Consider the following 13903-nt stretch of genomic DNA (forward strand, 5'->3'; position numbering starts at 1 on the left):
GACGCCGTCGTTCGACTCGACGAGGATCGCGCGATCCGCGCCGATCGCCAGCGCCGTACGCAGCGTTTCCTGCGCTTGCGCGACGCCGACCGACACCGCGACCACTTCGGTCGCCACGCCCGCTTCCTTCAGGCGCACGGCTTCTTCCACCGCAATTTCGTCGAACGGGTTCATCGACATCTTCACGTTCGCGATGTCGACACCCGTGTTGTCCGACTTCACGCGGACCTTCACGTTGTAATCGACCACTCTCTTGACTGGTACCAGAATCCTCATCGCTTATCCGCCAAAAATGAAGGGGCCGGCGCTTGCCGCCGACTCCACAAGGTTTAGAACAGGTGGTACATCCCGACCCGCAACGCGATCTGATGATTGTTGCTCGACGCGTTGCCGACCACACCGTCGAAGATCGCCGCCTGCGTCGCGGCGCCGCCCGCCCGCTGGTAGACGCCCATCGCATAGATCGACGTGCGCTTCGACAGCGCGTACGACGTCGTCAGGCCGGCCTGATGAAAGATCGGTGCGGCATCCGAGTAGCCGATATGCCCGTGCGTATACGTATAGGCGCCGCCGACCGACCATGCGGCGGTCAGCGCATAGCGCGCCCACACCTCGTAATTGTCGAAGCGGACCGTCGACGTCGTACCGTTCGCACGCTCGAAACGCGTATCGGTAAAGTCGAGCCCGACCGTCGCATGGCCGAACGCATAGCTGGCCGCGGCGCCGACCACCTGCTCGTTGGCCGGATTGCCGACATAGCTGAACGGCCCCGTCGCGCCGATCGCCGCCCCCGTCGTGTTGGAAACGAAATCGCCGTCCGTGAACTGCAGCGCCGGATTCTTTGCGTACAGGTAGGCAGCCGCGACATTGAACGACGCGACCGAATAGCTCGCGCCGATGCTCCACATGCCGGTGGTGCCACGCACGGGCGCGGTCGAGTTCGTGAACGCGTACACGCCGCCGAACGTCAGGCCGCCGAAGCTCGGGCTCGCATATTTGATCGCGTTGTCGGCACGAAACGAGTTGTCGGTGTTGTCGATGTCGCCCGCATGTACGAACGGTCCGCCGAACTGGCCGGGCGCCGTCAACGGCTGCAGATAGTCGACGATCGAATCGTACTGGCGGCCGAACGTCAGCGTGCCGAACCGCGTGTCGGACAATCCGACGTACGCCTGTCGGCCGAACAGGCGGCCGCCTTGCCGCATCTGCCCGTTTTCGGCGCTGAATCCGGATTCGAGCTTGAAGATCGCCGACAGCCCGCCACCGAGATCCTCACTGCCCTTCAGCCCCCACCGGCTTCCGTAGACGCCGTCGTACGTGCCGTCCTGCATGTGCCACAGCGATTTGCCGCCGCTGTTGTTCGTGTAGTCGATCCCCTCGTCGATCACGCCATACAGCGTGACGGTCGACTGGGCATGCGCGGCGATCGGGAAAACGACGCATGCCGATGTGACGACCATCGATCCGGAGAGACGCCATATTGGTTTTTTCATTCGATATCCTGATTAATTTTGGTGATTCGGTTCGATTTCGGTAACGTGTGATTCAAGTCTGAACGAAATTCCGGTCCAGGATGACGCGCACCGCCTGTCTTCCCGGATTCGACCGTCGCACGCGAGCGAATCAGCGGGTTTTCACTGCGAGGGACTGCACGCGCGGCGCGATGCGACCGGGTGGCCGGGCCGCCGCATCGCCACCGTCCGTCCGGTCACTGAATGATCCGCGGTGCGCCCACGTCGGCGGCCGACGTCGACAGGCCGTAGGTCTTCAGGATCCGGGCGATCTCGCCGGACTGGCGCAGCGCGTCGATATTCGCGCTGAGTGCGGCGCCAAGCGCGGTATTCGTCTTCGTGAAGAGCAGCGCCGTCTGCCCCGGTTCGAGCGACGCGGGCACGCGCGGATCGGGATTCACGAGCATGATCTTCATCGACGCATAGCCGCCCTTCGCCTGGTTGTATTTCGACACCGCATAGCTGTCGGTGCCGACGTCGATCCGGCCGGCGGCCAGATCCTGCGCCATCGCGACCGGGTTCGGATAGACGACCAGCGCGCTGCCGAGCAGCTTCTGCAGATCGCCGGTCCACAGATAGCCCTGCACCGTGCCGACCCGCTTGCCGACGATGCCCGTGACGGTTTCGACGCCTTGCTTCGAGATCACCGCCATCTGGTCGAGATACAACGGCGCGCTCAGGCCGAGCACCTTCGCGCGGTCGGCCGTGCGATACCAGTCGCCAAGGCCGATATCGGCGCGCCGCGACACGACGGACTGCACGACGGCGGCAGGATCGATGACGGACACCGAAAGCTTCAGGCATTCGCGCGCGGCGATCTGCTTGACGATCTCGCCGTCGACGCCCTTGATGTCGTTCGTGCCGGCCGGAATCGAATACGGCGGGAAATCCCACACGGCGACCGACAGCGTGCCGGGCCGGATCGTCTCGAACTGGTGCGCGGGCTTGCAGGACTGCGCGTGGGCGGTGGCGCCGAGACCCGCGAGACACAGGCCGACGAGCTCGAGCAAAAGGCGACGCTTGGTTGATGTCATGAGAATGTCCCCGAAAGAGCGTGGCAAGGAGAAAAACCGGAAACCGGCGAACGAAAGGAATGGACCGAACGGCATCGTCGGCTCAGCGGACCGCATGCCGCCCGAGGCGGCGCTCGAGCGCAGAGACGGCGAAAGTCGCCGGCACGCAGATCAGCGCGAACATCAGGCCGGCGAGCAGCATCACGGGCATGTATTCGAACGTCGACGAACCGATGCTCGACGCGCGGCTGACGAGTTCGGGCAGCGCGATCGTGAAGCACAGCGACGTGGCCTGCAGCATCATGATCGAGAAGCCGAGCAACGCCGGCAGCGCGACGCGCAGGCCCTGCGGCACGATCACGAAGCGCAGCGCGTCGAGCGCGTTGAGCCCGATCACCGCGGCCGCTTCCTTCTGCCCGTGCGGCACCGCGTCGAAACCGGCGCGGATGATCTCGCTCGTATACGCGCCGGTGCAGCACGCGAGCGCCACCACGGCGGACAGGAACGACGACAGCGTCAGCCCCGCATTCGGCAACCCGAAGTAGAAGAACTGCAGCAGGATCAGCGCTGGCGCGCCGCGCCCGATCTCGACGAACACGAGTGCGCAGACCCGGATCGCCTTCGGCTTCATCGACACGCAGAGCGCGAGCACGAGGCCGAGCGGAATACCGATCGCAAGGCTCAGCGCGGTGACTTCGAGCGACAGACGGTAGCCGCCGATCAGGTCGGGCAGCCAGGATTGCCAGAGATCGATCATGGAGCTCATCGCGACACCCGCGAACGAAGGTGAAGGTCGGCCCAGCGCGACAGCCATGCGACCGGGATGCTGAGGGCGATATACAGCAGCGCGGCAGCCGCATAGACGCCCAGTCCGCGAAACGTCTGCTGCGACACGTGATAGGCCTGGAACGCCAGTTCGTTCACGCCGATCGTCGACGCGACGGCCGAATCCTTCAGCAGGCCGATCAGGTAGGTCGCCGCGGTCGGCAGCGCGATGCGCACCATCTGCGGGAAAATCACATCGCGAAACTGCTGCGCGCGCGTGAGATTCAGCACTTTCGCCGCTTCGTACTGCCCCGGGTGAATCGCGGTCAGCGCACCGCGGTAGACCTCGGACAGATTGGCCGCGGTCACGAGGCCGAGGCCGAGCGCGGCCGCCGTGAACGGGTTGAGCGGCAGCAAGTCGTTACCGATCCCGAAGAACACGAAGAACAGCCAGACGATCGGCGGCACTGACCGGCAGCCGACGACGAACGCCGTCGCAAGCGTGCGCACGACGGGATTGCGGGCGCTGCGCAGCACGCAAAGCGGCATCCCCAGCACCGCGCCGATCGCGAAGACCGTCAGCGTCAGCGCGATCGTCCACGGCACGCCGGCGAGAATGGCGGAAAGATGGTCGATCATTCAGCGGTCCCTCACGGCACTCAGGAATTTCGCCGCGCGTTCGGTGCGCGGGTGGCGCATCACGACCTCGCTCGGCCCCGCTTCGAGGATCCGTCCGTCGGCCATGATGATCACGCGGTCGGACACGCTCTCCGCGAAATGCATTTCGTGCGTGACCACGATCATCGTCATCCCGGATGTCGCGAGCTCGTTCATCACCGCGAGCACCTCGAGGCCGAGTTCCGGATCGAGCGCCGACGTCGGTTCGTCGAACAGCATGATTTCCGGTTCGAGCGCGAGCGCACGGGCGATCGCGATGCGCTGCTGCTGGCCGCCCGAACAGCGCACCGGATACTGGTCGGCCTTGCTCGCGAGTCCGACCCGTTCGAGCAGTTCCATCGAGCGCCGGTCGGCGTCCGCGCGGCTACGGCCCATCGTGCGCTCCTGCGCGAGGCTGACGTTGCGCAGCACCGTCAGGTGCGGAAACAGGTTGAACGACTGGAACACCATCCCGATCCGGCGGCGCAGCGTCACAAGCTCGCGGCGCGCGGGTGCGTGGTTGGCCTCGATCGTCACGTCGCCGATCGTCACGCGGCCTTCGGTCGGCGGTTCGAGCTGGTTGATGCAGCGAAGCAGCGTGCTCTTGCCGGACCCGCTCGGGCCGATGATCGCAATCACCTCGCCCGCATTCATCGAGAAGCTGACGTCCTGCAGCACGCGGTGCGCGCCAAACGTCTTCCCGACGCCTTCGACGCACAGGATCGGCTGCATGCCGGAACGGCCGGCCTGCGTCGCGCCGGCTTCGGTTTGCAGGGGAGGTGCGACAATGCTGTTCATGGAAGCTTCTCCGTCGATGGCTGTCAACGCGGATCGCCAGATCGATCGACCGTCGCTGCGCCCGGAGTGGAACGCGCTTTCGATCTGCGATTCGCTCTTCATTTATTCAGTACACCGATATGACTAGATGACCGATATTGAATGCGTCCAATATTTTCGGCTCAAGCGATCGTTTTGCATCATGTCTTGCGCGACACGCATCAACTCGATCGCGAACCCTCACTCATGCAGGCTACGGCTTCGTCATCGCGCTCACCATCCGTGACGCGCGCTCATCAGCTTGTTCAGGATCCGGTCGAGCACCGCGCGGTCGTCCGCATCGAGCGCGCTCAGCATCAGCGTCTGCCGGTCGAGCAACACGGGCAGCACGCGTTCGTAAAGGCGGCGACCGCTTTCGTTCAGCGCGAGTCGGATCTCGCGCCGATCGTCCTCGTTCGTCTTGCGCCGGATCATCCGGCGTTCCGCGAGCCGGTTTACCGCGCGGCTGATGCTGTTTTTCGGCCGCCCCGTCACTTCGCAGATCCGCTTCGCCGTCATCGCGCTGACGGTCGACAGGCAGGCCAGCACGTTGAATTCGTCGCGGCTGACGTCGAACGTCTCCATCATCTCGGCGAACACCGGCTCGGTGTAGTAGTTCGACCACAGCGTCAGCCGCCATGCATCGTTCAGCGGGCCGTGCGTGACGATCGCGTCGAACACGGCGTCGCCGCCCGTCGCCTCGTCTTGCGTGTCGTGGTCGTGGCGCTCGGACTCGAGGTCGGGTTCTTTCATCGCAGGCAGCTCCATCGGATCAATGATCGGACGGCGTGCGGCCGTCGTCCGGCGCCGCGCAGCGGCGGCTCAGCCAGTCGGCGAACATCAGGTCCAGATGACCGCCGCCGCCGTTCTTGAACAGCGTGATGTCCGCATCGTGCCGGCGCCCGGTCACGCAGCCGCCGCACAGGTCGAACAGATCGCCCTCGATGTCGGTCGCGTCGATCACGCCCGCGTCGAGCGGCTGACGAATGTCGCCGCAGTTTTCGGTCACGAGCGCACGATGATCGACATAGATGCGCGAGCGCAGCAGCGCCGCGTCGTTCGCTTCGCGCATCGACGGCGTGTAGCCGCCGACCAGGTCCACATGGCAGCCGTCGCGCAGCCAGGCGCCATCGAGCACCGGCGACGTCGACGACGTCACGCAGACGACGAGATCGGCGTCCCGAACGCTGCGTTCGAGGTGCTCGACGGCGCGCACGTCCGCGCCGGGCGCATCGCCAGCCGCCTGCCCGGCGAGCCGTACCGCGCGCTCGTGGTTGCGGTTCCACACGTCGACCCTGCGCAGCGTCGGAAATTCGGCCGCCATCACGCGCAGGTGCGTCGCCGCCTGCGCGCCCGCGCCGATGATCGTCAGCGTCTGCGGCGCGTGCCGCGCGAGCAGGCGCGCACCGAGCACGGAATCGGCTGCCGTCTTGTAGCGGGTGAACGCGTTGCCGACGATGATCGAGCGGAACCGGCCGTCTTCGGGATCGCACAGCAGCACGGCCGCATGCCAGGTGTCGGCCGCTCCGTTCGCGCGCCGGCTGTTGTCCGGCGAGATCGACACGACCTTCGTGCCGGTCGCGCCATCGCGCGCGCCGCCGAGCCAGACCAGCATCTCGCCGTCCTCGCGCGCATCGCGCGGCACGCTCGCGTGCAGGCGCGCGAGCGGCGCATACGCGCACCGGTGCGCCGCTTCCAGCGCATCGACCATCTGCGTGGGCGGCATGCGGCTCAATACCGCGTCGGCGCAGATCAGTTGCGGCAACGGACTGGATTCGATCATCGGAAACGGGTTTGTCATGTCGAGGCGGGCAATGTCGAAACGGTTGGCGGATAACGCGGCGGACGCGTCCGGCTCATGCATCGCGGTCCGCGATCAGCGGCGTCGCCGACAGCGGAATCGCACCGGTCGACGTGATCAGCACCTGCTCCTCGAGCTTCACGCCTTCAGCGCCACCCTGCACACCGATGTAGCTTTCGACCGATACGACCATGTTCTCCTCGAACGTGCCGTCATAGCCCCATGCATCGAAATCGACCGCGTACGCGACGCTCGGGTATTCGTCGACGAGTCCGACGCCGTGCAGCATCATCATGTAGCGGTTATGCACGTAGCGCTCCGGCACCGGCCAGCAGTGCTCGGCGAACTCGCGGAACGTGACGCCCGCGCGCAGCAGCCCGACGTTGTGCCGGATCTGGTCTTCCGCATAACCGAGCAGATCGCGCTGGTTCGCGGACACGCCGCGCCCCGGACACACGAAGCTGCGCGAAATGTCGGACAGGTAGCCGCCGGGGCCGACCATATCGGTGTCGAAGCAGACCATGTCGCCCGGCTCGATCACGCGGTTCGTCGCATCCTGGAACCACGGATTGGTGCGCGGGCCCGACGACAACAGCCGGCTTTCCGCCCATTCGCCGCCGTGCGCGATGTTCGTCTCGTGGAAGACGCTCCACAGCTGGTTCTCGGTGACGCCCGGGCGCAGCGCCTCGCGCATGCGTGCGACGCCGAGGTCGCACACGCCCATCGACACGCGATGCTGCGCGATTTCCTCGGGCCCCTTCACGAGACGCGCCTGCTCGGTCAGCGGCTGCGCGTCGAACAACCGGACACCGAGCCGCGTCAGCCGCTCGGCGCCCCACGGATCGCAGCGGTCGACTGCGAGCCGCATATTGCCGCCGCCATGCGCGCGCAGCAGATCGGCGATCTCCCGCGCCCACGCATCGGCCTTCTCCTCGACGCGCGGCCCGGCCAGGAAATAGATCCACGGCGTCGCCGGCCGGATCTCGTCGATCGACTCGATGTGTTCGCTGTTGTGCTTGCTGCTCGTGAAGTCGAACAGCACGAGCGGGCCGTCGGTCGCGATGAACACATAGCGGCTCGGCGAATGCATGACCCACAGGCCGAGATTGTTCGTGTCCGTCGCATAGCGGATGTTCAGCGGATCGGCCAGCAGCATTCCCGCGTAATCGTGCTTGCGCAATTGCGCCCGCAGCCGTTCCACGCGGTACGCGCGCAGCGCGCGGCGATCGATCGCGTCATACGCGTCGAGCAGCGCGCGATCGACCGGCGCGACACGATGGCCCTGCACCAGTGCGTCATCCCGGTACGCGGGAGCCACCGGCGCGCCTGGCATCGACGAAACGGCGTGGGGAAATGGCGGGGCAGTGTTCACGATCACGACGGTTCCCTTGTGGCTGGAGTGTGAGCGCTCGGGACGGAGCGCGGATCCGACGCATTGCCTGTTTCGACGCAGATTAGTCCCGCGTGGAACCAACTGTCAATGCGCTAAAAATGTGTTTACCCTTGCTTCGCGAACGGCCCGCGAAGGCCGGCGGCAGGCGTGCGGGCACGCCGCATTACAGGTCCTTGACGAGCCGCAGCGCGTCGTAGATTGCCGCGTGCGTGTTGCGCGCGGACACCGCGTCGCCGATCCGGAACAACTGGAAGCGGCCCGCCGGATTCCGGTTCTCGACCTGCGGCCTGCCGTCGATCAGGTCGTCGTAGTTGACCGCGCCGAGGTTCGTCGACTGCGGCTTCAGCGCGAAGTACAGCTCGTCCATCGGGATCGTGCCGTGGTTGACGACGATCTGGTCGTAGCGGCGCTCGTTGCGGATGCCGCCGTAATCGCTGCCGACGATCGCGACCAGTTCGCCGCCTTCGCGGCGCACGGCCTCGAGCCGGTAGGTGACCGTAAACTTCGCGTCGAGCTTCTGCAGCGAGCGCATGTACGGCACGAGATTCATGCTCATCACCTCGGGCGAGAACGCGCGGTCGGGCGTCATGATCTCGACCGCCCCGCCCGCGTGCGCGATCGTCTCCGCGGCCTGCAGCGCCGGGTGATCGCCCGCGTCGTCGTAGATCAGCACGTTGCGGCCCGGCTTCACGTCGCCGGAAATGATGTCCCACGCGGACACCACGTGTTCGACCCCGTCGGTCAGCACGTTGACGTCCGGCATCCCGCCCGTTGCGACGATCACGACGTCCGGCCGCTCGTCGAGCACGGTCGACGCGTCCGCCCACGTGTTGAACGCGAAGCGCACGCCGAACCGCTCGCATTGCGCCATCCGCCAGTCGATGATGCCGAGCATCTCCTTGCGGCGCGGCGTCAGCGCGGTCAGGCGGACCTGCCCGCCCGGATGGCCGGTCGCCTCGAACACGACCACGTCGTGCCCGCGCTCGCCGGCGACGCGCGCCGCTTCGAGGCCGGCCGGACCGGCGCCGACGATGACGACCTTGCGCTTCGCCGGCGCGGGCGGAATCACCTGCGGCATCGTCAGCTCGCGGCCGGTGGCCGCGTTGTGGATGCAGAACGCGGCGCCGCCCTGGTAGATCCGGTCCAGACAGTAGTTCGCGCCGACGCACGGACGAATGTCGTCCTCGCGGCGCTCGATGATCTTGCGCACGATATGCGGGTCGGTCATGTGCGCGCGCGTCATGCCGATCATGTCGACCTTGCCCGACGCGATCGCGTGGCGCGCGGTCGGCACATCCTGGATCCGCGCCGCGTGGAAGGTCGGAAACCCGGTGATGCCGCGCATCTCGCCGGCGAAATCGAGGTGCGGCGCGCTCTTCATCCCCATGATCGGGATAATGTCCGTCAGCCCCGCGTCCGTTTCGAGGTGCCCGCGAATCACGTTCAGGAAGTCGATCAGCCCGCTCGACTTCATCGCGAGCGACAACTGGATTCCCTCTTCCTTCGTCAGCCCGCCGGCAATCATTTCATCGGCGGTGTAGCGGATGCCGACGATGAATGCGTCGCCGACGCGCTTGCGGATCGCGCGCAGCACGTCGAACGTGAAGCGCATCCGGTTTTCGAGCGGGCCGCCGTACGGCGCGTCGAGCGTGTTCGTCAGCGGCGACCAGAACTGGTCCATCAGGTGTCCGTAAGCCTCCAGCTCGATCCCGTCGAGGCCGGCCGCCTTCATCCGTTCCGCCGCGTCCGCGTAGTCGCGCACGATCCGTTCGATGTCCCATTCCTCGAGCTTCTTCGGAAACGCGCGGTGCGCAGGCTCGCGCGCATGCGATGGCGACACGGCCGGCAGCCAGTCACCCTTGTCCCAGCGCGTGCGGCGGCCGAGATGCGTGAGCTGAATCATCACCTTCGCGCCATGCTCGTGGCACTCGTCGACAAGATCCTTCATCCACGGCACGACCTCGTCGCGGTACGCGAGGATGTTGTTGAACACCGGCGGGCTGTCCTTCGAGATCGCCGCGGAACCTGCCGTCATCGTCAGCGCGATGCCCGCCTTCGCGCGCTCGACGTGGTACGCGCGATAGCGCGCCTTCGGCATCCCGTCCTCCGCGTAAGCCGGCTCGTGCGACGTCGTCATGATGCGATTGCGAAACGTCAGATGTTTGAGGGTGTACGGCTGCAGCAGCGGATCGGTCGACATGGAATTCCTCTCGGTGGGAACGGGATCGTGGTTCGTGACTGCCTGAGATGAGTGCCTGTTGCGACCTAGGTTAGAATTGCTGTACACATGTGTCAAGCAAACAAAACACATGTGTACAGCGAGCTCGGGAAACCCCCTACGACTGGCGTTGCGGGGCGTATCGAACGCGTACGCGGGCCGCCGTCGCGACGCGGTGCGGCACAATGCGGGTTGCGCGGTGCGCAACCGATCGACGACTGGAACGAGAGGATGTTTGCCTGATGGAAGAACCAATTGCAGCCGAGAACCTTCGCGGTTCGGCGGACACGTGGCTGGACGCCGCGACCGAAAGCCTGCTCGAAAGCGGCATCGAGTCCGTGCGGATCCTGCCGCTCGCGAAGAAGCTGAATCTGTCGCGCACGAGCTTCTACTGGTTCTTCAGGGACCGGGACGAATTGCTCGCGACGCTGCTGGCGCGCTGGAAGGCGAAGAACACCGACAACTGGGTCGCGCGCACGCAAGCGTATGCGGACACGATCTCGGAGGCCGTGCTGAACGTGTTCGACTGCTGGTTCGACGACACGATCTTCGACAACCGCTACGAAGCGGCGATTCGCAGCTGGGGCCAGCAGGCGCCCGAGATCGCGACCGAGCTGGCCAATGCGGACGCGAAGCGGATCGCTGCATTGACGGCGATGTTCGCGCGTTTCGGCTATGAACCGCTCGACGCGCAGGTGCGCGCCCGCACGATGTATCTGACCCAGCTCGGCTACGTGTCGATGAAGATGACGGAGCCGATGGACGAGCGCATGGCGCGCATCGCGACCTATGCGGAAGTCTTCACCGGCAAGCCGCCGACCGACCGCGAGATGCAGCGGTTCTTTGCGCGTCGCGCGGCGGCGGCGGCCGTCTAGCGAAAACGGACAGGGCAGGTCACCCGGGAAACCATCACAATTCCTTTACCTTTGAATTGTGCCCGTGCTACAAGCCAATGCCCAAAGGGCTCTCCGCTCCGCCCCCCAATACAAAATTTCTGTCATGCCGCCGCTTCGTTCCGCCGCGCCGGGTACGTCACGCGCCCGTCACCCGGTGCGACGAGCAGGACGCGCACGCGCTCAATTGCCGTAGATGTCGAAATTGAAATAGCGACTAGCGATTTTGTCGTACGTCCCGTCGGCACGGATCGCGGCGAGCGCCGTGTTGATCTTGTCCTTCAGGTCCGTGTCTTCCTTGCGAATGCCGATGCCCTGACCCGGTCCGAAAATCTTCGGATCGCTCAGCTCACCGCCCGCGAACGCGTAGTCCTTGCCTTGCGGCGTATTCAAGAAGCCGCGCGATGCTTGCACGCCGTTTTGCAACGCAGCATCGAGCCGGCCGTTGGTCAGGTCGGCATACACCTGATCCTGGTTCTGATACGACAGGATGCGTGCGCCGATACCTTCCCAATGCGCCTTCGCATACGTCTCCTGCATCGAGCCTTGCAGCACGCCTACGGCTTTACCCTTGAGCGACGCGGGCGTCGGCTGGATACCCGAGCCCTTTTTCGCGACAAGAAACGTCGGTGCGTGCGCCGTCTTGTTCGAAAAATCGATTTGCTTCAATCGCGCAGGCGTCATCGACATCGACGACAGGACCGCGTCGAATTTCCGCGCCTTCAGGCCGGGAATCATGCCGTCGAACGCATTTTCGACCCAGAGGCATTTCGCATTGAGGCGCCTGCACACTTCATTGCCGAGGTCCACGCCGAAGCCAGTCAATTCGCCGGACGGTTTCTTGTATTCGAACGGAGGATAAGACGGGTCGACGCCAATGCGAATCGTCGTCCATTCCTTGGCAAACCCGGTTGCGGACATGGCAAGCGCAACCAGTCCGATCATGATCCTCTTCATTCTTTTCTCCATGTAGTTGAAATAACTGCGTTGGCATTTACCCTTCGAACAGATCGATTCGAAACGGGTGACGACGCCTGATTCGTCGAAACCGGACACCTGCATGACAGCCGCCGAGCCCCCCGCCGTCGGTCGCCATCGGTCGCCGCGCCGCCTCAACCCTGCATTCCTCCACCGCGGCAATGCGACGGCATTGCCGCCAAGCAACGGCAGAGGCAATCATTCGGCGTCTCGTGCGGATTGTATCGATGAAACGACCGGGGCGAATAAATACTGGATAACGCGACGACCAGACGGACGATTTTCCATCCTCTGTTTCGAGGAATAGCGGGCTCTTCCGCCGTGCTTGATTCGGCACACGCAAGCGTGGGCCTTTTCAGATCACCGATTCCGGCTCTATTGTGCCTCATCCGATTGAGCATCCAGAATTTCGACGCGTCGGCTTCATTCGATTACTACGCGACGCATCGAAAATAATCGACCGCATTCCGTGCGATTCCACATATGCGCGTCGAACGTCTTAGCCATACTGGAGATCGGCGCTCACGCGCATGGCACGCCCGACATCAGCCGTCCAAATGGAACTCGCCAAGCCATAATCGGAATCGTTCGCCCACGAGACGACTTCGTCTTCGTCGTCGAATCGGGTAATCGAAACGACGGGGCCAACGACTTCCTTTTGCACGATCTCGTCGGCCTGTAAAGCGCCTGCCAGCACGGTGGGCGCAGACCGCGAATTCACCGCAAACCCTTGTCAGACCGGGCGTGGATGGATTACTGGGGACCCGACCGGATCACCCGGAAAACTTCACAATTCCTTTAACTTTCCGTGAGGACTTCGGTACCGGCCCGTCACTACGCTGTGCGCATGTTTTCAGGATCCGCCACCAGGAGCCCATCATGCACACCCGCCGAACCTTCCTGTTCGCCGGCGCCACCGGCCTCGCGGCACTCGCCGCGCTGACCACCGCGGGCCGCCGCGCGCTGTTCCGCAGCGCCGTCGCCGCGCCGGCCATCGGCGGCTTCGAAGTCGCCCACAGCGACGCCGAATGGCATCGGCTGCTGACGCCCGCGCAGTACGACATCCTGCGCGAAGCCGGCACGGAGCGACCGTACAGCAGCCCGCTCAACGACGAGCACCGGCACGGCACGTTCGCGTGCGCGGGCTGCCAGCTCCCGCTGTTCTCGTCGACGACGAAGTTCGACAGCCACACCGGCTGGCCGAGCTTCTGGGCGCCGCTCGACCACGCGGTCGTCACGAAAACCGACCTGTCGTTCGGGATGATCCGCACCGAAGTGCAATGCCGCCGCTGCGGCGGCCATCTCGGCCACGTGTTCGACGACGGCCCGAAGCCGACCGGCCTGCGCTACTGCATGAACGGCCTCGCGCTCCTGTTCCACCCGACTGCCGCCTGATTCGGCCCCCAAACCTCCGGAGACTGCCCCATGCTGCTCATCGTCCTCGCCTATCTCGGCGGCGTGCTCACGATCCTGAGCCCGTGCATCCTGCCCGTGCTGCCGTTCGTGTTCGCGCGCGCCGACCAGCCGTTCACGCGCACCGGCCTGCCGCTTCTCGTCGGCATGGCGCTCACGTTCGCGTTCGTCGCGACCCTCGCGGCCCTCGGCGGCGGCTGGGTCGCCCAGGCCAACCAGGCCGGCCGCTGGGCCGCGATCGTGCTGCTCGCCGTATTCGGGCTGACGCTGCTGATGCCGCGGCTCGCGGAACACCTGACCCGCCCGCTCGTCGCCGCCGGCAACCGGCTCACCGGTTTCGCGCAGCGCGACGGCCGCGCGGCGGGCCTCGGCTCGTCGTTCCTGCTCGGCATCGCGACCGGATTGCTGTGGGCGCCGTGCGCGGGCCCGATCCTCGGGCTCGTGC

The 13903-nt window shown here is 65.3% G+C and carries 14 protein-coding genes and 1 pseudogene; 3 read left to right on the top strand and 12 right to left on the bottom strand.

The annotated features are described in order from the left end of the window. From G3N94_RS34665 to G3N94_RS34710, 10 genes and pseudogenes are all read right to left on the bottom strand, one after another. Nucleotides 1-276: pseudogene (locus tag G3N94_RS34665) on the bottom strand (electron transfer flavoprotein subunit beta/FixA family protein); the annotation flags it as partial. A 53-nt stretch (nt 277-329) separates the two neighbouring features. After that, nucleotides 330-1460 (bottom strand): porin, encoded by a 1131-nt coding sequence (locus tag G3N94_RS34670; protein ID WP_205798468.1) that lies wholly within the window; start codon nt 1458-1460, stop codon nt 330-332. 248 nt (nt 1461-1708) lie between these two features. Beyond that, nucleotides 1709-2545 (bottom strand): transporter substrate-binding domain-containing protein, encoded by an 837-nt coding sequence (locus tag G3N94_RS34675; protein WP_205798450.1) that lies wholly within the window; start codon nt 2543-2545, stop codon nt 1709-1711. An 82-nt stretch (nt 2546-2627) separates the two neighbouring features. Next, complete coding sequence (locus G3N94_RS34680) at nt 2628-3290, bottom strand: amino acid ABC transporter permease (protein ID WP_205798452.1); 663 nt, start codon at nt 3288-3290, stop codon at nt 2628-2630. Then, nucleotides 3287-3928, bottom strand: coding sequence for an amino acid ABC transporter permease (locus tag G3N94_RS34685; protein ID WP_205798453.1), 642 nt, complete (start codon nt 3926-3928; stop codon nt 3287-3289). The genes G3N94_RS34680 and G3N94_RS34685 overlap by 4 nt, the downstream gene beginning before the upstream one ends. Continuing rightward, nucleotides 3929-4744: an amino acid ABC transporter ATP-binding protein gene (locus G3N94_RS34690; RefSeq protein WP_277398591.1), complete on the bottom strand. Its 816-nt coding sequence runs from the start codon at nt 4742-4744 to the stop codon at nt 3929-3931. A gap of 252 nt (nt 4745-4996) precedes the next feature. Continuing rightward, nucleotides 4997-5515, bottom strand: a complete 519-nt coding sequence (locus tag G3N94_RS34695; RefSeq protein ID WP_205798455.1) for a MarR family transcriptional regulator — start codon at nt 5513-5515, stop codon at nt 4997-4999. Nucleotides 5516-5534: 19 nt separating this feature from the next. Further along, the gene (locus G3N94_RS34700; RefSeq protein WP_205798457.1) at nt 5535-6626 is read right to left on the bottom strand and encodes a hypothetical protein; all 1092 of its coding nucleotides are present in this window, start codon (nt 6624-6626) and stop codon (nt 5535-5537) included. Next, on the bottom strand, nt 6619-7881 hold the full coding sequence (locus tag G3N94_RS34705) for a Xaa-Pro peptidase family protein (RefSeq protein ID WP_346778751.1): 1263 nt from the start codon (nt 7879-7881) through the stop codon (nt 6619-6621). Before G3N94_RS34705 ends, G3N94_RS34700 begins: the two co-directional genes overlap by 8 nt. Before the next feature lie 238 nt (nt 7882-8119). Further along, complete coding sequence (locus G3N94_RS34710) at nt 8120-10156, bottom strand: NADH:flavin oxidoreductase (protein ID WP_205798460.1); 2037 nt, start codon at nt 10154-10156, stop codon at nt 8120-8122. A 260-nt stretch (nt 10157-10416) separates the two neighbouring features. Between G3N94_RS34710 and G3N94_RS34715 the strand changes: the two genes are divergently transcribed. Then, nucleotides 10417-11049, top strand: a complete 633-nt coding sequence (locus G3N94_RS34715) for a TetR/AcrR family transcriptional regulator (RefSeq protein WP_205798462.1) — start codon at nt 10417-10419, stop codon at nt 11047-11049. Between the two features lie 201 nt (nt 11050-11250). Here the strand turns inward: G3N94_RS34715 and G3N94_RS34720 are convergent, their stop codons facing one another. Continuing rightward, nucleotides 11251-12036 (bottom strand): ABC transporter substrate-binding protein, encoded by a 786-nt coding sequence (locus G3N94_RS34720; protein ID WP_205798472.1) that lies wholly within the window; start codon nt 12034-12036, stop codon nt 11251-11253. 508 nt (nt 12037-12544) lie between these two features. Beyond that, nucleotides 12545-12742, bottom strand: a complete 198-nt coding sequence (locus G3N94_RS34725) for an aldehyde dehydrogenase family protein (protein WP_346778752.1) — start codon at nt 12740-12742, stop codon at nt 12545-12547. 182 nt (nt 12743-12924) lie between these two features. Between G3N94_RS34725 and msrB the strand changes: the two genes are divergently transcribed. Further along, nucleotides 12925-13440, top strand: a complete 516-nt coding sequence (gene msrB / locus G3N94_RS34730; protein ID WP_205798466.1) for a peptide-methionine (R)-S-oxide reductase MsrB — start codon at nt 12925-12927, stop codon at nt 13438-13440. A gap of 30 nt (nt 13441-13470) precedes the next feature. After that, on the top strand, nt 13471-13903 hold a 433-nt coding region (locus G3N94_RS34735), incomplete at its 3' end, for a cytochrome c biogenesis protein CcdA (RefSeq protein ID WP_277398592.1).

The organism is Burkholderia sp. Ac-20353 (assembly GCF_017104785.1).
Classification (GTDB): domain Bacteria; phylum Pseudomonadota; class Gammaproteobacteria; order Burkholderiales; family Burkholderiaceae; genus Burkholderia.